Here is a 20,330-nt window from a genome sequence, read left to right on the forward strand (position 1 = left end):
GATTTTTTTAGTTTCCAAAGCTATTACGTTAGTTAATAAACTATTTAATCCCTTCGATAACATTAATAACACATTGGTGTTAGAGATATAAATTACTCCGTTCACAATAATTTAAACATTGTTAACTTTTTGCTTACGTTGCCGCTCTGTGTAAATTCTAATAAATATAAATAAAACAATAAGATAACCAGGCGCGAACTTATCAAATGTTATCAAAAATCAACAATTAAAAAATAAAAATACACAATACCCACATACACCTGAGTGGTTATTAATAAACGATGAAAAATACTTCTGCGATTCTATTTTTTTGATCGCGATCAAAAATCAAGGCATCCAAAAGCGCAATATATAAATATCATCATTTTTTAATTTACCGCAGACCTTAATGCGATAAATCACTATTAGTGAAATCACAAAAACGCACTTTAAATAACTAAAAAAACCAAAGAAACTAAAGAAAGCGAATTTGTATTTTCACGATATAACCGAATTCCTGACAACTTAAGACGCGAAACTATGAATACAAAAACTGCTGTAACGCCTCCTGTGGCGAGTAAAGCACCCGACGGAAAGGCAAAACGTCTGCTGATGATGGCGCTGCCGATTATCGTCGCCGTACTGCTGCTGTTTGTTCCCGTTCCGGAAGGGCTGCCTCCTTATGCATGGCACTACTTCGCTATCTTCGTCGGCGTGATCGTCGGCTTGATCTTCGAACCGCTGCCAGGCGCAGTGATTGGCCTGACCGGTGTGGTCGCGATTGCACTCTGTAGCCAGTGGGTGTTGTTCAGCCCGGACCAACTGGCCGACCCAAAATTCAAGCTGGCGGGTGCCTCCTTTAAATGGGCGGTAAGCGGTTTTGGTAACTCAACCGTGTGGCTGATTTTTGGTGCCTTTATGTTCGCCGCAGGCTATGACAAAACCCGCTTTGGTCGCCGTCTGGCGCTGATTCTGGTGAAGTATCTGGGCCGTCGCAGCCTGACGCTCGGTTATGCCATCACCTTCGCGGATCTGCTGCTGGCACCGTTTACGCCGTCTAACACCGCACGTAGCGGCGGTACTATCTACCCAATTATCGCTAACCTGCCACCGCTGTACGGTTCAAAACCTAACGACCCGAGCGCGCGTAAAATTGGTTCGTATCTGATGTGGGTAGCGATCACCGCAGCCTGTATCACCAGCTCAATGTTCCTCTCCGCGCTCGCACCAAACCTGCTGGCACTGGCGCTGGTGAAAAGCACCGTGGGGATTAACATCTCCTGGGGTACCTGGTTTATCGCCTTCCTGCCGCTGGGTGTGCTGTTGATTCTGGTCATGCCGCTGCTGGCCTACTGGTTCTACCCACCAGAAGTGAAAGTGAACGATGAAGTGCCGCTGTGGGCGAGCCGTGAGCTGGAAAAACTGGGCAAACTGTCCCGCAATGAAATCCTGCTGCTGGTGTTTGTATGCTGTGCGCTGCTGATGTGGATCTTCGCCGCTGCGTGGATTGAACCGGCAATGGCTGCGCTGTTAATCGTAGGTTTAATGCTCTGGACTGGCGTGCTGGAGTGGAATGATATCACCGGTAACAAAGCGGCCTGGAATACCTTCGTCTGGTTCGCCACTCTGGTTGCTCTGGCAGATGGTCTCTCTTCCACCGGCTTTATTAGCTGGCTGGGTAAAGAAGGTGGCCTGCTGATGAGCGGTATCTCTCCGGGCGTTGCGACTATCGTACTGCTGCTGGCGTTTTACCTGCTGCATTATCTGTTTGCCAGCACCACCGCGCACACTACGGCGCTGCTTCCAGCGATGCTGACCATCGCCTCCACCATTCCGGGCATGAATATGGAAGTGTTCGTCCTGCTGATGGTGACGTCTCTGGGTATCATGGGGATCATCACTCCGTACGGTACTGGTCCAAGCCCGATTTACTACGGTAGTGGCTACCTGCCAACCAAAGACTACTGGCGTCTGGGCACCATCTTCGGTGCCATCTTCCTGGCGGCCCTGCTGCTGATTGGTTACCCGTGGATGTCCATGATGTTCTGATTCCTGACCGCCGGATTAAACCTCCGGCGGTTTTATTTTTATGGAGCAATACGCTATGTCGAATAAACCGTTTGTTTACCAGAACCCCTTCCCGCTCGCGCACGACGATACCGAATACTATCTGCTGACCAAAGAGCACGTCTCAGTTGTCGGATTCGACGGTCAGGAAGTGCTGAAAGTGGAGCCAGAAGCACTGACCCTGCTGGCACAACAAGCCTTCCACGATGCTGCTTTTATGCTGCGCCCTTCACACCAGAAGCAGGTTGCAGCCATTCTTCATGACCCTGAAGCCAGTGAGAACGATAAATACGTGGCTCTGCAGTTCCTGCGTAACTCCGAAATTGCCGCCAAAGGCGTATTGCCGACCTGTCAGGACACCGGCACAGCCATCATCATGGGTAAAAAAGGCCAGCGCGTCTGGACCGGTGGCGGTGACGAGGCAGCCCTGAGCCAGGGCGTTTACAACACCTACACCGAAGACAACCTGCGCTACTCCCAGAATGCGGCGCTGGATATGTATAAAGAGGTCAACACCGGCACTAACCTGCCTGCGCAAATTGACCTCTACAGCGTTGATGGCGACGAATACAAATTCCTGTGCATGGCAAAAGGCGGCGGCTCTGCCAACAAAACCTATCTCTACCAGGAAACCAAAGCGCTGATCACCCCTGCGAAGCTGAAAAATTATCTGGTTGAGAAAATGCGCACCCTCGGTACTGCAGCGTGCCCGCCGTACCATATCGCCTTCGTGATTGGCGGTACGTCAGCAGAAAGCACCCTGAAAACCGTGAAGCTCGCCTCCACCCGTTACTACGACGGTCTGCCAACGGAAGGGAACGAGCACGGCCAGGCGTTCCGCGATGTTCAGCTCGAACAGGAACTGTTGCAGGAAGCGCAAAATCTGGGGCTTGGCGCGCAGTTTGGCGGCAAATACTTTGCCCACGATATCCGCGTTATTCGTCTGCCGCGTCACGGTGCATCTTGCCCGGTCGGAATGGGTGTATCCTGCTCCGCAGACCGCAACATCAAGGCTAAGATCAACCGCGACGGCATCTGGATTGAGAAGCTGGAGCACAACCCAGGCCAGTACATTCCTGAATCCCTGCGTCAACAGGGCGAAGGCGATGTGGTGAGCATTCATCTCGACAAACCGATGAATGAGATCCTGGCGCAGCTTTCTGCTCACCCGGTGTCTACGCGCCTGTCGCTGAACGGTACCATCATCGTGGCGCGCGATATCGCCCACGCGAAGCTGAAAGAGCTGCTCGATAACGGCGAAGAACTGCCGCAGTACGTAAAAGATCATCCAATCTACTACGCTGGCCCGGCCAAAACACCGGAAGGTTATGCCTCTGGCTCGTTAGGCCCAACCACCGCAGGCCGTATGGACTCGTATGTGGACTTACTGCAATCCCACGGTGCGAGCATGATCATGCTGGCAAAAGGTAACCGCAGCCAGCAGGTGACCGATGCCTGCCATAAACACGGCGGTTTCTACCTCGGTAGCATTGGCGGCCCGGCGGCGGTACTGGCGCAAAACAGCATCAAGCGCCTTGAGTGTGTGGCTTACCCTGAGCTGGGTATGGAGGCTATCTGGAAAATCGAGGTGGAGAACTTCCCGGCGTTTATCCTGGTGGATGATAAAGGTAACGACTTCTTCCAGCAGATCCAGAACAAACAGTGCGCAGGCTGTTCACAGCGCTAAAGACCCGAAGCCAGGCCATGCCTGGCTTTTATTCCTTCACCATAAAAACCCCCTGATTTTCAGAAAATTAATGTTTCCTGTTGACTGCAGGAATGACATAAATCTTTTTACTCGCCAGCCAGAAAGAGCATTCAGTAGCAGGTTGTGTTTCAGCGTCACGACTGAGTTCACAAAATGAATGACAGAGTTGCAAAGCGCTATTCACTCTGCGGCCTAAATGATAACTTACCTGAAGAAAAGATGCCTGGCTCGCCCAGGCATCGCGCCATTTTGATGGTTGCCATCATGATGAGGCGTTGGCATTTTAACAGACCCTGACCTTTCAATTTTGTTCTGGTAACGAGTTTGCGAGCAAAGCGATGATTAAGTGGCCCTGGAAATCGAATGAAGCTGGTCCGAGCATGGCGCTGCCGTGGGATGAAGCGCTGGCGATCCCTGTACTGGCTAATCTCCAGCCGGATGAGCAGTCAAAGCTGATTCAGCTGGCAGATCGTTTTTTGCAGCAAAAGCGCCTGGTCCCACTACAGGGTTTCGAACTGGATCCCCTTAAAAATACGCGTATCGCCCTGCTTTTCTGTTTACCTGTACTGGAACTGGGTATTGAGTGGCTGGATGGTTTCCACGAAGTGCTTATCTACCCTGCCCCGTTCGTGGTGGATGATGAATGGCAGGACGATATCGGCCTGGTGCATAACCAGCGAGTGGTGCAGTCCGGGCAAAGCTGGCAGCAAGGGCCGATTATCCTGAACTGGCTGGATATTCAGGATTCGTTCGATGCTTCGGGATTCAACCTGATTGTGCATGAAGTGGCGCATAAACTGGATACCCGCAACGGCGATCGTGCCAGTGGTGTACCGCTAATCCCACTTCGTGAAGTCGCGGGATGGGAGCACGATCTGCATGCTGCAATGGATAACATCCAGGATGAGATAGACCTGGTGGGTGAAAGTGCGGCCAGTATTGATGCTTACGCTGCAACCGATCCCGCAGAGTGTTTTGCCGTACTGTCAGAATATTTCTTCAGCGCTCCCGAGCTTTTTGCCCCACGCTTCCCGGCACTGTGGCAACGTTTTTGCCATTTCTATCAGCAAGATCCTCTGCAGCGTTTACGTAAAAATGGCGAACCCGGCGATAACATATCCGTCCAGGTTCATTAAAACAGCAGTTTGCAGTTTAATTAATCAATTGAATCAGCGTGTTAATTTTAGTGTTGACACAAATTAGCGAGGCCATTAACATGCGCCTCGTTCACACGATTCCTCTGTAGTTCAGTCGGTAGAACGGCGGACTGTTAATCCGTATGTCACTGGTTCGAGTCCAGTCAGAGGAGCCAATTTAAGGAAAGCAGACGTTCACTAACGTCTGCTTTTTGCATTTCAATCAATTGGTTATCCCTCTTCAGTCGTTCACCCTCGTTCACTAAAAACCACTCGAAGCCATATCATTTTGATGGTAAAAATGCTGGTAATGCTGGTTCGATTTGCCTTTTACCAACAAACGAGGGGGTGTTTTCATGTCACTGACTGATATCAAAGCAAAAAATGCAAAACCCCTTGAGAAGGAATACAAGCTGACCGATGGCTTTGGCATGTTCCTTCGCGTTACCCCTAAAGGTTCCAAATACTGGCAAATGGCTTATCGCTTCGATGGGAAGCAAAAAATCTTCTCCATAGGTGTTTACCCTGCTGTTTCTCTTTCTGACGCAAGACAACGCCGTGACGAGGCCAGAAGGCTTCTTGCTCAGGGCATTGACCCTAATGCAAAGAAACAAGCCGAGGTTAAAGAACTAAAGGCCAAGCGTGATAAGACTCGCTCCTTCACTATGGTGGCAAAAGCTTGGTTCTCCACGAAAACAAAATGGTCAGAAGATTACGGTGATGCCGTATGGAAACGCCTTGAAACCTATGTCTTCCCGACAATTGGCGATAAAGATGTTGCCGAGCTTGATACGGGTGATCTGCTGGTTCCGGTGAAAAAGGTTGAGGCACTTGGCTATCTTGAAGTTGCCATGCGCATTCAACAATACATTACGGCGATCCTCCGTCATGCTGTTCAGCAGAAACTCATACGCCATAACCCTGCCTATGACATGGAAGGTGCTGTTCAGAAACCACAGACTGAACACCGCCCTGCGCTAGAGTTGGAAGAAATACCCCAACTACTGAAAAAAATTTCCGAATACAAAGGTCGCAGGTTAACCATACTGGCTATTCAGCTCAATCTAATGATTTTCATTCGTTCCAGTGAGCTTCGTTTTGCTCGCTGGTCTGAAATTGATTTCAAAAGTAAGTTATGGGTGATCCCTGAACAGAGGGAAGCAATTGAAAACGTCAAACATTCGACTCGTGGTGCCAAAATGAAGCGTAAGCACTTCGTCCCCCTTTGTAAGCAGGCCATGAAGCTACTGAAAGAGATCCAACAACTGACTTATGAACAAGGTCATGATGATGGGTTAATTTTTACTGGCTGTTATGACTCGTTTAAACCCATGAGCGAAAACACAATCAACAAAGCCCTTCGCAATATGGGCTATGACACGAAGCAGGACATCTGTGGACATGGTTTCCGCACGCTGGCCTGTAGTGCCTTAATTGAGTCAGGTTTGTGGTCAGAAGATGCTGTAGAGCTTCAAATGAGCCATAAGGAAAGCAACAGTGTCCGTGCCGCTTATACCCATAAGGCCAAGCATCTTGAACAGCGACGCCTGATGCTTCAGTGGTGGGCTGACTACCTTGATGCCAATCGAAACGATATGGTCAGGCCATTTGAGTTTGCTCAAAAAACATAACCTAACTTCTTATCAAAGCTGGTAAAGGCGTCAGAGCATCCCGTATACTATATTCATAAAATATATGCGGGATAATAAAATGAAAAACATTGACGTCATCCTTGGTAAAGACCATTTAGAAGATATTTCTTCTGCAAAACCAATTCCAGCAATTAAAGAGATAATATGGAATGCTTTTGATTCCAAATCGTTAATAGTTAAAGTTCTGTTTCAGGAATGTCAGAATACAAATACCATTGACAAAATAATCATTCAGGATGAAGGGGAAGGCATCCCTCATAATAATGTCTCATCATTATTTGGCAGTCTTGGTGAATCTTGGAAGAAGGATGCAAAAAAAAATGGAGATCGTTCTTTACATGGTCAGTTTGGTAAAGGACGTTTTAAGGCATTTTCTCTAGGAGAGATAGTCATATGGTCTACTTGCATAGAAGATAATGGAAAATATTATAAATATTCCATCAAAGGGAATGCTAATAATATTAAACGCTTCGAGATCAGTGAACCTTCTGAAACAAATGATAAAACAAAAGGTACTCAGGTTGAGATCTTTAATTTAGTAAAACAAGCATCCTCACTTGCGACGGCTTCATCTAAAGAATCAATCACCAAAGAGTATGCGTTATATCTAACAGAATATCCTCATAAAAAGTTATTTTATGATAACGCATATATTACCCCTTCGGATGTTTGGCTTGACAAAAAAGAGTATAATCTCGGAGACGTTGAGATAGAATCCGTCCTAGAAAATGTGTCTATTTCAATAATAGAATGGAAATTTAAGACCCCACGAGAAATTCATTACTGTGATGAAAATGGCTTTTCACTTTTCAATGAAAGCGCAGGGAAACTTGTTAGATCATATGGCGTGGATTTCACAGTATATATAAAGTCCCCATTTATTAAGAAGAAATTTGAAGAAAATGTCCTTTCACTTGGAAGTTTAGAATCCGGCATTAAAGAGTTAAAAGATAAAGTCATTGATCTTTGTAGAAAACATTTCATCAACAAAGAATTCTTACAAAAAGCAAAAATAGTAGAGGAGTGGAAAGAACAAAATATTTATCCGTATGAACACTCTCCCTTGCCCGGCAGTGTTGAAGAAGCTGAACAAAAGGTATTCAATATATTAGCTGTGAATGTCGAAAGCTATCTAACTTCCTTTAATAAATCTAATAATAGCATTAAAAAATTTACATTTAAATTACTATCTCAGGCTTTGAAGGACAATCCAAATTCTGTTAGAAAAATTCTATCTGAAGTATTGGTCATGAGTTCAGATGATCAGGACTCAATGGCGAATTTATTAGAAAAGACGACTCTACCTAATATTATCAAAGCTTCACAAGTTGTATCAGATAGATTGAATTTCTTAACTGGATTAGAACAGCTATTGTTTGATGACAAAACAAAAAAGAAATTTTTAGAAAGAGATCAATTACACAAACTCCTAGAAAATGAAGCATGGCTCTTTAGGGAGGATTTCAATTTATCCCGTAGCGAAAACACCCTCAATCAAGTGCTACGATATCATGCTGATAAAATAGGTATCACTTATGATGCAGAACAGCCTGTTGTTAGAGAAGATGGAACTACAGGTAGGGTTGATTTGTTACTTAGCAAAGCACGCCAGCCGAGAGAAGGTGAGCTTGAACACTTAGTTGTTGAACTGAAAAGACCAACACAAAAAATAGATTTATCTGTTATAAATCAAGTTGAAAGTTATGCTTATGCTGTTAGTAATGACAACAGGTTTGATAAACAGAATACGAAATGGATTTTCATCGCCGTATCTAACGATATAGCTCCTTTAGTTCAGGATAGAATTTCTCAAGATGATCGCCCTTACGGACAATTATATTCTAAAGGAAATGTTTCAATATGGATATATACTTGGGGTGAGTTAATAGGACAAGCGCGTTCCAGACTGATGTTTTTTAGTAACTTATTAGACATTGATATTAATCGTGACTCTGCCACAAATTATTTAAAAGAGACTTACGCTAAGTTCATTCCTACTGAAGTCAATGAACTAAAAGTTTAGATGTAATAATAAAAACTAAAAATACACTAATATTAGCTTTTTAAATACGTTTTTCACAAATTAGAAAAGGGCTGAGAGGCCCTTTTGTTTTTCCATTAAGGTAACTACCCATTTAGCACAAGGAGATTAAAAAATACAGTTGATACAATAAATAAAGTCCTGACAAGTTGGGTATAATCCGGGTAAATTTTCCGGATCTAATTCGGCTTTAATCCTGTCGTAAACTAGTCTGTCCCGAGTGGAATGAAATTTCAATGACCTCGAGTATATTTTTTCAAAAAAACCAAGCGTTAATTCAGATTGGTGATTAAAAATCACCTTTATAGAATTATATGTTATTAAAACTAATGTCTATTATTCTTTGTGATATGCTATTTTCATCATTAATATAGCTATAAACTTGTTAGGTGAAAAGGTTTATATACTATATTTAAGATTTATAAGATAAATAATAATGGAGAAAAAATATGACTGTTGCAGTATCATTGATAAATATGAAGGGTGGAGTTGGGAAAACTACTCTTACCTTCAATTTGGCTTGGTATTCAGCATGGCAAGCAAATCTTAGAGTATTAGCGATTGATTTAGATCCACAATCTAATTTAAGTCAATATTTTATGGGCGCTCAAAAGTATCTGGAATATTTAAATTCTGATAAACTTACCGTTGTGGATATTTTTGAACAATTTTCTGCACCTAAACAGACAAAGGGTGCGCCATCAGCTCTAGAACCGAAAGAAGTTATACATCGGTTACATCGCTGGAATGATGGAAGCCTACTTGATCTAATACCTTCTCGTCTTGAATTGGCATGGACACTTAAAAACCCTACAGAGAAAGCACATTTATTGCCACAGTTTTTATCTCAAGTAAGTGATAATTACGACTTAATACTAATTGACTGTGCTCCTACAGAGTCCATTCTGACAAATGCAGCATATCGTTCAAGTCGATACGTTGTTGTACCAGTTAAGCCTGAATTTTTAGCTACCATCGGTCTTCCCTTGTTAGGGAGATCGTTGCAAGAATTTAGTTTAATGCATCAAAATCAATCTCTTGAAATGGCTGGAATTATATTCAATGATGCGAGAAGAAGTAATCCACCTCCTGAACAAAAATCATCAAAATCTGATGTTAAAAAACTTGCAAAACAACTAGGGTGGGCTGTATTTGATGAAGTTGCCCATCACTCAGATTCTTATCCAACAGGTTCACGTCAGGGAACGCCGATTTTCTTAACCGATTATGCTCATCATTATGTTAAAGATGAATTCAATGAAGTAGGTAACAGGTTTTTGGAGGTCATTGGACTAAAATGAGTAAAAAAAATATAATCTCACTGGCATTGAGTATTGCTAAAATACTCGAAGATTACACTGAAACAGAGATCCAATCAGCTGTTGGTCTCTTAGACACGTATGGTAAAGGTGCGGATTTACTTAAATATCTTTCAGGAAAAGATAATTCATCACCAATTCGCCACACTCCAAAAAAAATTAACCACGACATCAATAAGAATGTGTTGTCATACTCTGTTAGAAATATAAAAAATAAAGACCCTGAGAAATTTAAAACCTTATCAAAATTGGATCTAATGTTAAGAAACAATGAAGTTTTATCCTCTAATGAGGAATTTCGACGATTTGGTGAGGCTATTACCAAAGATTTCAAAATAAGAAAAACGAGGAAAGATACAATTTCCTCTTTAATGAACCAATTGGTAAAACTTCCTCACGATGAATTAATAAGCATTGTAACAAATGCAATAGCTTCAAATGATGCAAAGGAAAGTAATGATGACTATCAACTCCTAGCTAATTTTATAATGAAGAAAGAGCATAATAATTAGAATTGAAAATGATTGCCGAAATGGCATCCTTAAGATGCCATTTTTATCTCATTGAAATTTCGAATAAGATTATAATCTCAGACAACTCTATAACCTACCCCGCTATCTGACAGAGAGCATTCTAAAAGGCTGCTATTAGCTGACACTCCTTTCCCCATCGCTGTTTCCTATAAAAGAGCCAGAGATAGATAATAGCATTTTTATTTCTATCCTATTCACTCTGGATCGATCGGCTCACAGCTTATTGGGGCGCTCGGAACATCAACATAGGATAAAATACCTACCATTTAAATAAATCATAAGATTATACATGTCAAGATAAAGCATAAAATTATATAGAGGTTTATCACGGCTATAGATACTTCACTCCTGCCTCCCAATCATATCCTCAAGAAACCTTTTTCCCCGTAATTTTAATCTTGCTTTATCTTCAATGCTAATATTCGATAATTGTAATAACATCCCTAATACAAACTCTTTATCCACCTCTTCTACTTTACAGCCCATAGCTTTAGCTACCTCAGCACCAAGGATGATCTTCAAGCGTGTCTCAGCTCTCTTGGATAAAGATTTCTTTTTGGTCTTGAGTCGGTTCAAACGCATCTGTGCTGATGCAATTTTTTGCTTAATTGTTTTTTCTGTTCTTGGCTTTCTGCTGTTATCATCCGTATTCATAATACTTTTCCTTTTAGTTGTTAAAAACATCAAATACAATTAAAAAAGGAAAAGGTCAAACCATAGGCAGAAGGTTAAATGCTCTTCATTTCAAATTCAACTACGCAGCTATTTAGTCTATTCAATAAATCAGGTTCATCAGAACCACCTGTTATTGATTTGTCATTATGATAAAATCCCAATAAAAATATTTTCGCCCATAATGGCACCTATTTTAATTTCCAAATATGGTCATTTACTTCCGTAATGCTTGCTTTTAGTACCTGTAAACAAATTTTGGCTGTATGTTCTCTCGGATTAAATTTATGCGATAGCTGTTGGTATGGATGTATATAGTTTCTAAAATCTCTGAGAGCATGACTGAATCGATATGTATCATACTCAATCAATCCTAACTCTCTGACTGTTTCAATAAAGGAAGACAATGACCATTCATGAAATTGTTTTATTTTTCCACTATTATCTTTAGGCGAGGATTTTGTTGTATTGAACGATTTTGGATATTTCGAAGCAACACCCAGCAAAAAACCTTCCAATGTGCTTCCAGCAAGAAATATCACTGACAGATACGCGCCTGCCGGATAACAATTCTCAATTTCTTTGATTCTTCCCTTCAATACATCCGCCACAAATGGATCAATCAAATCAGAAGTAAATTCAACATTATTGAACTCTCGTCTCAAAAAATTATCTTCAGAATCCTTCCGTTGATTCTCAGTATCTACAACGATCTTATCCTTTTTCTCAAAAACAATCTCAGCATTTACTCGTTTAACCGTCCATTTATCAAATGCCATATATTTATTAAATTCAGTAATCAAGGAGTCTAATCGAGGTATATCGCCAACAAAGTTAATTGGAGCGAACAATTTCTTGATACAACGATCTAACTGCGGACTACCATTTATCACATTCAACTTTTCATCGGTATACATCCACCTTGAAGGAAACCCCTGTCCATATGTATCTTGAAAACCAAGATCATTAAAGAACTGAACAAGCTTTGGACCGGAACGATACTCCGTATCCTCATTGATCAAAACCCTCAGTTTTTCAAGCGTTTTCTCAGATAGAATCATGTTGGCATCCTTTCTACTCTAATAACATTAATAAATACCAGTTTACATAGAAAATCAACATCATTTGCAAAGCTGAACTGCTTGAAATGGTCCGTGGCGTTGAAAGAGGCGCAGCACTTCGTGATTGTTCAAAACAATCACATTGCTGGAACAGGGTTCCCCCCTGTTAATGATAGGATTCATCCCGAAAAAATGGTGTGTTGGTTTGAAAAATGAGATATCAGTAAGCTCAAAATGAAATGTTGCAACACAAACGAGTGCAATTACTAACTTAAAATATCTGATACTCTCCACGTTACTTATTTTATCAAAACAATGAAAACAATTTTATCTGTTGTTTTTAGATACTGATTTCTGGTCTTAACCTGTGAATTGTGCAACACATAAAAGTATCTGTTATTTTCACTGTTTTATCTAAATATTGCTTTCCCGCCTTACGGCGGGAGGAGAAAATACTACTTTTGCCCTTACGGGCGCTCTCTAAACCCAAACATCCAATATTATCCCCCTACCTCAGCCGTTCATCCGATTCCAACCCCATTAATTTCACAGACTCAAAAACTAGAGTTATTATTTAAGTATAGAAAAACTTTAAACATTGTCATTATTTTTAGCTCCTTTAGGAGATATAAAAATAAAGCAATGCCCACCTATACACTCACTTCGTGAGCGTGTGGGGTCTACCGACGGTTGCCTGCCGCAGGCTAACACCGTTTCCTTCGGAAACAAGGTCAACGTCAACACCAGAGTTTTTCTTACGAAAAACTAAAACCAGCATAGTCGCATTGGAGATTTATATTTTGGTCTGATATTTAAATTTATATTGAGGTTGTTTTTATTGTATGGCTATTTTTCATCTGGATTTTAAAATTGTGAAACGTTCTGAAGGCAAGTCTTCTGTTGCGAAGGCTGCCTATCATGCTCGTTGCAGAATCACAGATGAAAGAACGGGTGATACCTATGATTATAGCCGCCGTACCGATTTATACGGGCATTTCATATTAGCACCTGTTAACGCTCCCGCTCATATAGTTGAAAGCTCTATAGCATTGTGGAATGAAGTAGAACGAGTTGAGCGTCAGAATAACGGCCAAACATCCCGTTATTTCGATGTCGCCATTCCTGCCGAGTTAAACAATGATGATAAGAAAAAGCTTGTTCTTGAATATTGTCAGAAAAATTTCGTTGAGAAAGGCATGATTGCCGATATCGCTTTTCATGATCTTGATAGTGATAACCCCCACGCTCACGTTATGTTGACATTAAAAACCATAGGCCCGGAAGGTTTTGGTAAAAAAGAAAGAAGCTGGAACGACAGAAAAATGTCTGTTCTTTGGCGTGAGTCATGGGCATCTATGGCTAACAGCTACCTTGCTGCCGCTGGTTCATCAGAACGTATTGACCATCGTTCTCTCCAATCCCAGCATGAGGAAGCATTAGGGAAAGCAGCGGTCGCTCTGGATAATGAAGAAAAAGCGCTATGGCTTGCTAAAGCCGCTGAAACAAACCGCCCTGCAATGAAACGTATTCACAGTGCCAAATGGCGTAGTAAAGCCGCTCAGGAACAAAGAGCCGCAGAACAGGCTGTTCGTGATGCTGCCAAGCAAGAAGCCGTTGAAGTCTACGAAACATTCAGCGAACTTGATCTTGAAATCGTCGTTGATGTCAGAAGCTTCACCGTGGCTGTTCTTGCTGAACCAGAAGAGATTGTATTACCAGAAACGCGTTCCGGCTCTTCTACTCATGAAACACAAAGACCTGTATTGGTAGCACCAGTTCCTCATATTCGTATGCGTGGTGTTAAATCTTACCGTAATAAAGATAAAGTAAGTAAAGTTGTCATCAATAATAAATCAGCACAAATCGTTTCTGATGCTGACAACAAAACTATTTTGAAAACATCTTCCTCTAAAATCTCAAACAGGGCATCCAGAAACGCCCCTGACCGTGTTAACAGGAAAACAGCCATCCCACGTCAGGATAATATTTTTAAACGCTTTACAGCCCTTTTGGTCGATTTTATCAGAGATAAATTTATATGGGCTAAAACAGACAAAAATAAAGTTGATATGATCAGTGAAGAACATGATAAACGTATTGCTGAAAACTACATCTTTGACGAAGTATTGGGCCGTCGTGTTCCTCGCGATGAATATGAGAAACAAGCCAAGTTTAACCAAGATGACTACAAGCCAACACAAGATGAGATCAGCCGTTTCCCAAGCCGTCCAAAATATGAAATACCGGAACGCGATCATAGTCTGGCTCCCACTCCATCTATACTATCCAGAAAAAATAATACATTAAAATTAAAACCGCCGGGCCACAGAGAACGAGAATAAAGATCCTTTTTTATTCTCAGCCAATAATGTATATTATCAAGATAAATAATCTCGCTCAACCAAGGACACATGTTGTTAACGATTATCGAAATTCAGGATGAAGCTGTAAAGTTTCGAAAATTGATCGAGACTTGTGACAAAAAGAACACAAGCCTTGTTATAGACTGTTTTCCTGTTATGAGTTGTAAACTTTCTTCAATGCTTCTTTCATATCATTTCCTGAAACTATGGCCTGAGCTTGTGATAACAGGCGTAAGCGCAGCAACAGGTAAAGATGATCACATAACTCACTACTGGCTTGAGATAAATGACATTGTGATTGACATCACTGGCGACCAATATAATATTATTGATGATAAAGAACTTAATAATAAGATTATAAACAGCAGACCTTTTCCAGCAGTTCATGTCGCACATAAGAAAGAAAGTTATCTGCATAAAATATTCAAGATAAAAGAAGAAGAATATCTAGTTTCAGGATTCCCAGCTATTAAATTAAGTTTTATTGAAAAAATGGAACATGGATACAATCAGTTACTAAATTATCCCGGCAATACTGTATAATAATATTTAATACTTAGCATTTCTCATCAAGATAAAAAGAGATAAAATCATATGGAAATCAATGAATGTTTTGACAAAATAAACAATCTTCTTTTAGATAAAAGCAAATGGTGTTCTTTCGGGACGTTTTATCGAGCATTCATTGAACGGTCAAATTTACTAACTGATGAATTATTTCCATTCATAAGCACCTCATTAGAAAAGTCATCTTTTCAGTTATATATCACTTCTATTTCTAACAAAAAACACAATATCAACATAACCTACGATGAGTTAACTAAACTAATAAAAGAACATCTCATAAATATGAAAGAAATCATGAACAATTCATATAAAAACGTTCATGGTTCGGAGGATAACACATACATTACTTCTAACCATAAATATTATTATATAGGTGCTTTATTGTTTGAAAATTATATGGATATGAAAAATAAGTCATTCATTATCGACATGATACAGGCCAAAATAATTGAAGAGAAATATAATGACATTAAAATAAATATTAATAATGTTGATTCTCAATTTAAAAAATACAAGTTGTTAAGCTTAAACGATAACATTTCCATATGTAATGATAAAGATAGTCAAACAATAGTAGATGAACGAATTGGTGCCCATTTTTGGATACCTGTCCCACGAAAACTATTAACTACATTTCAGGCTTTAATAGATTTAGAGTTTATTACTAACATTTCATTTAGAATAGATAACATAACAGACTACATTCCATTTTTTGAAGACATGGAGCATGGTTCACCTCTAAAATTGGATGTAGCTGTTCTCCCCCCACTGTCAAAATTTTATTCTGTTGATAACTACGCGGATAGCTTTTGGGTTCATCATGATTCAAAAGAGGGTAGTATCACTTTTGAAGAATTAAGAGATGACTTTCAAATCATAAAAGCCGATATAATCACACAAGTTATACATCTAAAATACTCCAGCGATACTAACGGATTTTACATACATCATTTGGATCATGAACTGATATCCTATACGTTGGAACAATATGAAGAAAAATTAACCAATCCAAAAGTCAAAGGTTATAAAAAAACAAAGTCATTTAAAATTGATAATGCTAAAATTCCGTTTATGTTTAAGAACAAGAACGAGTTTTTATTATTTCAGGTTCTGGACTCATACTTTAAGAACTCTGAATTAATTTCCGAATACTTCCACAACATTAAATAAGGATGTGGGTTTTATTTCAGATAATACGATAAAATTTATATTTTAAACCACCTCCACAATCCAAGTTGGCGGTGGTTTATTATTTATAACTGCTAGCTACATCCTTCGCCTGAACACAACATTATCAGAGAAAATTGCTTTACCTGCGACAAACCCAACAGCAGCAATGATTGGTAGGCTGATAGTAGCTCCCGCCATGCCTGTAGACATACCAATCAGTATAGACAGGCCAAAGGACAGTAAGATAGCTACGAAAGCATACCAACCGGGGTAGGCACCATATAAAACAGTCGCCATGCAGCCAGTACAAACATGCACACCTCGCTGGCTCTCTTTCAGGCAAAACGGACACTGGATAGTTCGGTTTTTCATGATAGACCCCTTAGATCGCTTTCCAGCCATTGCTGGTTTTAACAATGTTAATCATGCCTTCTTCAGGTTCATCCATACCCTTGACGCTGGAGAACGCTTTTTTGTCCACCCATGAAGGAACATCCGCCAATTTCCATGTATAAGACACGCGAACAACTTTCTGATTACCGTTTCCCGGTTCGGTCCATTCCTTTATCTCAGTAACTTCCCGATGACCGACGCAGGCACCATTCTCACGGTTCCAAAACTCAACCTCTTGGCCCTTGTCTGTTACTTCCAGAACATCAACACTGCTAAAGCCATTTGCCTGTTGTGAAACAGTGAGCAGCCCTTGTTCAACAAGTCCTTTAAGGATTTCATCACTGGCACTGTATCCGGCAGAACGGTAGCCACGGTTAACCTTAATCGGAAAACCTTTATTAAATACAATGTCGTTGTCCTGCAGGGAGTAGCACAGCTTTGATTGTGATAGTTTCGCGTTGATCGCTTTTTCAAAATCGCCTTTTTCACCGCATCCCGATAAAAGAGCAGCAAGACCTGCCACGAGTAGAATTTTACGCATAGAGTTATCTCAGAGTTAATGGTTGATCGTTCCGTTTCTCAGAACAACCAGACGAACTGGCATATCGGCGTTGTTGACGGTAGCGAAGCCACGAACTTCGAAATTGTTTACAGTTCCGGTGACGCTGACTTTCTGGCCTTTCTTATAGGTAAGAACTGCATCATCAATACCAGAGTAGTAATCCAGCCAGACCATCCCGCCGCAGTAGCTGGTATCTGCTGTTTTGAAGAGTAGATAATAGTTAGGGGCCGATTTGGGCATTCCCGTCATCATGTCGCTGGCACTTCTACCCTTCGTAACTTCCAGAACAGTGGCATTGGTGATAGAGATCCTTTTGCCAGTCCATTTCTTTTCTGCTGCCATTGCATTTTCTTCATAGTCTTTGCAGACAGCACCAAGGCCAGATACAGACGATACCGGGCCAAGGTTTTGAGTGGTGGCGGTTCCCCCCAGCGCTTTACCTACTGAAGACAACGAAGAACTGATTGCTCCATTAACTGTATTCACGCCATCGTTGAGCTGCTGACAGCCAGAAAGAAACACCAGAGAGACCGCCAGTGGTAAGAAGTTATGTCCTTTCATTTATTCCTCAAGGATTTAGTCAGATTCGTATACCCCAATCCCGTGCACTGACCTATAGATCAGGAGTTATCGTCTAATCAATTGATAGAATTGAATTATTTTTGTTGTTCGTCATATCGTTTAAATCGATCGATAAAAAACAAATGATAGCTTAAAACTATCAAACATATTAAATCGATCGATTTAAACAATTAAAATATCGATCGATTAACCATTTTTAATCGTCAATACCTATCAATATAAACTAATCGATCGATTTTACAGATCATTTTGCTTGAGTATGTTGGCGCTGGCGACTATGCTGGGCTGAGATAAAGCAGTAAAACAGCGAGGGATGAGCATGGAAAACAACAACGAGCGAAGCTCTATGGAAATCTTCGAAAAAGATCAAAAAATCGCTTTTGTTGACTCGTTCAGCGATGCTGCTTTGTCTTACGAATACGAACAGGCGGGCTTCACCATTAATTTAATGCAACGCTCGGTTCTTCTCTTTAACCATAATATAAAGAAAAACGTAATGTCTTCGACATTGCGTAAAAATATGTACAGCACATTTATTTATCCATATAGCAACATCAGGGAAATCAACTACTCACTGCCCGATTACGGATCTAATGATGCCGAGATCTGTATTATGACTGATGATGTATTAAATCCAGTCTGGACGTTCAGGGTTCCATCTCATGCACATTATATTTGCGAGCAATGGGTGGAAGTATTTAATAACCATATTTTCTTTGGCCCATAAACAAAGTATTAAACAAAAGGAAATTAAATATCTGACTGATGATATTATTTAATAGAATTATTTGCTTTTTAGTGAATTAATGTTTAATTATATACACATATAATATTTGATATCGAGGTATATTTATGTCTGAAAAAAATCCATTTTGGAATTATGATTATAATGCAGCACAACGTAATAGAGAAATCGTAGACTCTTACCAACAGGCCAATGAAGCAAGACTGGATTCCCAGCAGGCTCAGTTTGAAGCATCTATGGCTAATGACAGGGTTAACAGAATACAGATGCAGTTGAATAGCACAATCAATAGCCATAAGAAGGTTGTGGCTGATTATGAACAACGTCTTGAGGGATATAAACAAAATTTCTTTCGTGTAGCTTTACATAAAAACATTCTCTTCAGAACGGTTCGCAGACTTCAGGAGGAATGGCCGGATAAAAAGGAATTCATCCTTGATGAAATGCAAAGACAAAGAATTTTGTGTAATCAACAGGATTATAGAGAAAGATGGTGGAATGCCATAAAAGATAATAATCTTGCTGACGATTATCTTGAGTTTCCATTTCCTAATAGATAGATAAAAAACAAACCATAATAAGGAATTAACTATTCGTTCATAACATTATATTTATTTTAATAAGACACTAATCTGCTGTGTCTCCTAAAAACACGCCTATACATCAATCATCCATTTTATGGAATACTCTTCATGACAACTACTTTGCATCCAAATTACGTTGTTGTATCAAAGCTAATATCTAAGTTTGACATTACACATGACAGTAGAGATAAGAATATTAATATCTTGATTTCTGTCATTTATGACTTAGATAACGGTAATACAATCGAATACTACATTAATAATCAGGAAGAAGCCGAGAAAAAATGCATTGAGAAAAACAGATTTTCAAGGAAATTTAAAAATCGCATTGATAATATATCATCTGAAGAAACCCGCTCCGCTAAAGATAATCACAAACCCAAATAAAAAATTTGAACTCAGGATGGAACTAATGTTTATACCATACAATGTATTGATTTTGTGCACAGGAACGATTAAAACTATGATTTTATTGCTTGTATTCTTTACCACAAACATTAGGGAAATCGCATGTCTGATGCTTTAAAGATCATCAACAATATTCGCACTCTCCGTGCTCAGGCTCGTGAACTGACACTCGATACTCTGGAAGAGATGTTAGAAAAACTCACTATCGTTGTAGAAGAACGTCGTGAAGAAGAAGCCTCATTTCTCAAACAGCAGGAAGAGAAACAGGCCAAGCTGGAAGCATTCCGTCAGAAGTTGCTGGAAGATGGCATAGACCCGGCAGAGTTGCTTTCAACTGTCAGCCCATCGTCTTCCAAGACCGGAGCGAAACGCACCCCACGTCCAGCTAAGTATAAATACATCGATACCGATGGTTCTGAAAAGACATGGACAGGTCAGGGCCGAACTCCTCGTGCTATCGCTGCTGCGCTCGAAGCCGGTAAAATGCTGGAAGATTTCGAGATCAAGTAATCTTCATATCATATGTCTATCAAATCCGCTGGCTCATCGCTGGCGGTTTTACCATGACTTTCAATTATTTTGTTGCCTGAGTCGCTCTTGTTGCATTAGTTTTTAAATTATTCAGCATCTGCTTATCAACCGGTTGCAGTTGTTGTCCTAAGGAAGGTGCGAACAAGTTCCTGATATGAGATCATCATATTCATCCGGAGCGCATCCCAGAGGGACATCATGAGCCATCAACTCACCTTCGCCGATAGTGAATTCAGCACTAAGCGCCGTCAGACCCG

The 20,330-nt window shown here is 40.7% G+C and carries 19 protein-coding genes and 1 tRNA gene; 15 read left to right on the forward strand and 5 right to left on the reverse strand.

All coding sequences use genetic code 11. The features are described from left to right. The first annotated feature begins 519 nt into the window (after positions 1 to 519). From ACHHZ6_RS02305 to ACHHZ6_RS02340, 8 genes are all read left to right on the forward strand, one after another. Positions 520 to 2,028 (forward strand): anion permease, encoded by a 1,509-nt coding sequence (locus ACHHZ6_RS02305; protein WP_196390179.1) that lies wholly within the window; start codon positions 520 to 522, stop codon positions 2,026 to 2,028. 55 nt (positions 2,029 to 2,083) lie between these two features. After that, positions 2,084 to 3,733, forward strand: coding sequence for a class I fumarate hydratase FumA (gene fumA, locus ACHHZ6_RS02310; RefSeq protein WP_182919844.1), 1,650 nt, complete (start codon positions 2,084 to 2,086; stop codon positions 3,731 to 3,733). A gap of 359 nt (positions 3,734 to 4,092) precedes the next feature. Then, the gene (gene mtfA, locus ACHHZ6_RS02315) at positions 4,093 to 4,890 is read left to right on the forward strand and encodes a DgsA anti-repressor MtfA (protein ID WP_182271913.1); all 798 of its coding nucleotides are present in this window, start codon (positions 4,093 to 4,095) and stop codon (positions 4,888 to 4,890) included. A 100-nt stretch (positions 4,891 to 4,990) separates the two neighbouring features. After that, a tRNA-Asn gene (locus ACHHZ6_RS02320) sits at positions 4,991 to 5,066 on the forward strand. A gap of 180 nt (positions 5,067 to 5,246) precedes the next feature. Then, positions 5,247 to 6,521: an integrase arm-type DNA-binding domain-containing protein gene (locus tag ACHHZ6_RS02325; RefSeq protein ID WP_320713396.1), complete on the forward strand. Its 1,275-nt coding sequence runs from the start codon at positions 5,247 to 5,249 to the stop codon at positions 6,519 to 6,521. Between the two features lie 79 nt (positions 6,522 to 6,600). Then, complete coding sequence (locus tag ACHHZ6_RS02330) at positions 6,601 to 8,565, forward strand: ATP-binding protein (protein ID WP_395121654.1); 1,965 nt, start codon at positions 6,601 to 6,603, stop codon at positions 8,563 to 8,565. Between the two features lie 467 nt (positions 8,566 to 9,032). Then, positions 9,033 to 9,884 (forward strand): ParA family protein, encoded by an 852-nt coding sequence (locus tag ACHHZ6_RS02335; RefSeq protein WP_308953246.1) that lies wholly within the window; start codon positions 9,033 to 9,035, stop codon positions 9,882 to 9,884. Then, positions 9,881 to 10,414 carry a hypothetical protein gene (locus ACHHZ6_RS02340; protein ID WP_395121655.1) on the forward strand — a complete coding sequence of 178 codons (534 nt, stop codon included), beginning with the start codon at positions 9,881 to 9,883 and terminating at the stop codon, positions 10,412 to 10,414. The genes ACHHZ6_RS02335 and ACHHZ6_RS02340 overlap by 4 nt, the downstream gene beginning before the upstream one ends. Positions 10,415 to 10,777: 363 nt before the next feature. Here ACHHZ6_RS02340 and ACHHZ6_RS02345 read toward each other — a convergent pair whose 3' ends face one another. Both ACHHZ6_RS02345 and ACHHZ6_RS02350 read right to left on the reverse strand, forming a co-directional pair. Beyond that, positions 10,778 to 11,089 carry a conjugal transfer protein TraD gene (locus ACHHZ6_RS02345; protein WP_395121656.1) on the reverse strand — a complete coding sequence of 104 codons (312 nt, stop codon included), beginning with the start codon at positions 11,087 to 11,089 and terminating at the stop codon, positions 10,778 to 10,780. A 209-nt stretch (positions 11,090 to 11,298) separates the two neighbouring features. Then, positions 11,299 to 12,168, reverse strand: coding sequence for a hypothetical protein (locus ACHHZ6_RS02350; RefSeq protein WP_395121657.1), 870 nt, complete (start codon positions 12,166 to 12,168; stop codon positions 11,299 to 11,301). A gap of 842 nt (positions 12,169 to 13,010) precedes the next feature. Here ACHHZ6_RS02350 and mobQ point away from each other — a divergent pair. From mobQ to ACHHZ6_RS02365, 3 genes are all read left to right on the forward strand, one after another. Continuing rightward, positions 13,011 to 14,510: a MobQ family relaxase gene (gene mobQ / locus ACHHZ6_RS02355; protein WP_395121658.1), complete on the forward strand. Its 1,500-nt coding sequence runs from the start codon at positions 13,011 to 13,013 to the stop codon at positions 14,508 to 14,510. A 69-nt stretch (positions 14,511 to 14,579) separates the two neighbouring features. Beyond that, positions 14,580 to 15,074: a hypothetical protein gene (locus tag ACHHZ6_RS02360; protein WP_395121659.1), complete on the forward strand. Its 495-nt coding sequence runs from the start codon at positions 14,580 to 14,582 to the stop codon at positions 15,072 to 15,074. 51 nt (positions 15,075 to 15,125) lie between these two features. Continuing rightward, positions 15,126 to 16,268, forward strand: coding sequence for a hypothetical protein (locus ACHHZ6_RS02365; RefSeq protein ID WP_395121660.1), 1,143 nt, complete (start codon positions 15,126 to 15,128; stop codon positions 16,266 to 16,268). A gap of 96 nt (positions 16,269 to 16,364) precedes the next feature. Here the strand turns inward: ACHHZ6_RS02365 and ACHHZ6_RS02370 are convergent, their stop codons facing one another. From ACHHZ6_RS02370 to ACHHZ6_RS02380, 3 genes are read right to left on the reverse strand one after another with little or no spacing between them, the layout of a single operon-like run. Continuing rightward, positions 16,365 to 16,640 carry a hypothetical protein gene (locus ACHHZ6_RS02370; RefSeq protein WP_395121661.1) on the reverse strand — a complete coding sequence of 92 codons (276 nt, stop codon included), beginning with the start codon at positions 16,638 to 16,640 and terminating at the stop codon, positions 16,365 to 16,367. A 10-nt stretch (positions 16,641 to 16,650) separates the two neighbouring features. After that, positions 16,651 to 17,202 carry a lipoprotein gene (locus tag ACHHZ6_RS02375; protein ID WP_395121662.1) on the reverse strand — a complete coding sequence of 184 codons (552 nt, stop codon included), beginning with the start codon at positions 17,200 to 17,202 and terminating at the stop codon, positions 16,651 to 16,653. 15 nt (positions 17,203 to 17,217) lie between these two features. Then, a complete protein-coding gene (locus tag ACHHZ6_RS02380; RefSeq protein WP_395121663.1) occupies positions 17,218 to 17,784 on the reverse strand; it encodes a hypothetical protein in 567 nt (188 codons plus the stop codon). 340 nt (positions 17,785 to 18,124) lie between these two features. Between ACHHZ6_RS02380 and ACHHZ6_RS02385 the strand changes: the two genes are divergently transcribed. The 4 genes from ACHHZ6_RS02385 to ACHHZ6_RS02400 all read left to right on the forward strand — a co-directional run bounded on the left by ACHHZ6_RS02385 (position 18,125) and on the right by ACHHZ6_RS02400 (position 20,052). Next, a complete protein-coding gene (locus tag ACHHZ6_RS02385; protein WP_395121664.1) occupies positions 18,125 to 18,532 on the forward strand; it encodes a hypothetical protein in 408 nt (135 codons plus the stop codon). A gap of 125 nt (positions 18,533 to 18,657) precedes the next feature. After that, positions 18,658 to 19,110: a hypothetical protein gene (locus tag ACHHZ6_RS02390; RefSeq protein WP_395121665.1), complete on the forward strand. Its 453-nt coding sequence runs from the start codon at positions 18,658 to 18,660 to the stop codon at positions 19,108 to 19,110. A gap of 132 nt (positions 19,111 to 19,242) precedes the next feature. Next, positions 19,243 to 19,521, forward strand: coding sequence for a hypothetical protein (locus tag ACHHZ6_RS02395; RefSeq protein ID WP_230479090.1), 279 nt, complete (start codon positions 19,243 to 19,245; stop codon positions 19,519 to 19,521). A 123-nt stretch (positions 19,522 to 19,644) separates the two neighbouring features. Then, positions 19,645 to 20,052 (forward strand): H-NS family nucleoid-associated regulatory protein, encoded by a 408-nt coding sequence (locus ACHHZ6_RS02400; RefSeq protein ID WP_121526045.1) that lies wholly within the window; start codon positions 19,645 to 19,647, stop codon positions 20,050 to 20,052. Positions 20,053 to 20,330 lie beyond the last annotated feature (278 nt).

The sequence above is a fragment of the Enterobacter cloacae complex sp. 2024EL-00214 genome (assembly GCF_043945575.1).
GTDB classification, from domain to species: Bacteria; Pseudomonadota; Gammaproteobacteria; order Enterobacterales; family Enterobacteriaceae; genus Enterobacter; species Enterobacter cloacae_P.

What these genes read in the sequence shown, in the direction of transcription:
- ACHHZ6_RS02305 (WP_196390179.1), top strand. Translation starts at nt 520, where the DNA reads ATGAATACAAAAACTGCTGTAACGCCTCCTGTGGCGAGTAAAGCACCC.
- fumA (WP_182919844.1), top strand. Translation starts at nt 2,084, where the DNA reads ATGTCGAATAAACCGTTTGTTTACCAGAACCCCTTCCCGCTCGCGCAC.
- mtfA (WP_182271913.1), top strand. Translation starts at nt 4,093, where the DNA reads ATGATTAAGTGGCCCTGGAAATCGAATGAAGCTGGTCCGAGCATGGCG.
- ACHHZ6_RS02325 (WP_320713396.1), top strand. Translation starts at nt 5,247, where the DNA reads ATGTCACTGACTGATATCAAAGCAAAAAATGCAAAACCCCTTGAGAAG.
- ACHHZ6_RS02330 (WP_395121654.1), top strand. Translation starts at nt 6,601, where the DNA reads ATGAAAAACATTGACGTCATCCTTGGTAAAGACCATTTAGAAGATATT.
- ACHHZ6_RS02335 (WP_308953246.1), top strand. Translation starts at nt 9,033, where the DNA reads ATGACTGTTGCAGTATCATTGATAAATATGAAGGGTGGAGTTGGGAAA.
- ACHHZ6_RS02340 (WP_395121655.1), top strand. Translation starts at nt 9,881, where the DNA reads ATGAGTAAAAAAAATATAATCTCACTGGCATTGAGTATTGCTAAAATA.
- ACHHZ6_RS02345 (WP_395121656.1), bottom strand. Translation starts at nt 11,089, where the DNA reads ATGAATACGGATGATAACAGCAGAAAGCCAAGAACAGAAAAAACAATT.
- ACHHZ6_RS02350 (WP_395121657.1), bottom strand. Translation starts at nt 12,168, where the DNA reads ATGATTCTATCTGAGAAAACGCTTGAAAAACTGAGGGTTTTGATCAAT.
- mobQ (WP_395121658.1), top strand. Translation starts at nt 13,011, where the DNA reads ATGGCTATTTTTCATCTGGATTTTAAAATTGTGAAACGTTCTGAAGGC.
- ACHHZ6_RS02360 (WP_395121659.1), top strand. Translation starts at nt 14,580, where the DNA reads ATGTTGTTAACGATTATCGAAATTCAGGATGAAGCTGTAAAGTTTCGA.
- ACHHZ6_RS02365 (WP_395121660.1), top strand. Translation starts at nt 15,126, where the DNA reads ATGGAAATCAATGAATGTTTTGACAAAATAAACAATCTTCTTTTAGAT.
- ACHHZ6_RS02370 (WP_395121661.1), bottom strand. Translation starts at nt 16,640, where the DNA reads ATGAAAAACCGAACTATCCAGTGTCCGTTTTGCCTGAAAGAGAGCCAG.
- ACHHZ6_RS02375 (WP_395121662.1), bottom strand. Translation starts at nt 17,202, where the DNA reads ATGCGTAAAATTCTACTCGTGGCAGGTCTTGCTGCTCTTTTATCGGGA.
- ACHHZ6_RS02380 (WP_395121663.1), bottom strand. Translation starts at nt 17,784, where the DNA reads ATGAAAGGACATAACTTCTTACCACTGGCGGTCTCTCTGGTGTTTCTT.
- ACHHZ6_RS02385 (WP_395121664.1), top strand. Translation starts at nt 18,125, where the DNA reads ATGGAAAACAACAACGAGCGAAGCTCTATGGAAATCTTCGAAAAAGAT.
- ACHHZ6_RS02390 (WP_395121665.1), top strand. Translation starts at nt 18,658, where the DNA reads ATGTCTGAAAAAAATCCATTTTGGAATTATGATTATAATGCAGCACAA.
- ACHHZ6_RS02395 (WP_230479090.1), top strand. Translation starts at nt 19,243, where the DNA reads ATGACAACTACTTTGCATCCAAATTACGTTGTTGTATCAAAGCTAATA.
- ACHHZ6_RS02400 (WP_121526045.1), top strand. Translation starts at nt 19,645, where the DNA reads ATGTCTGATGCTTTAAAGATCATCAACAATATTCGCACTCTCCGTGCT.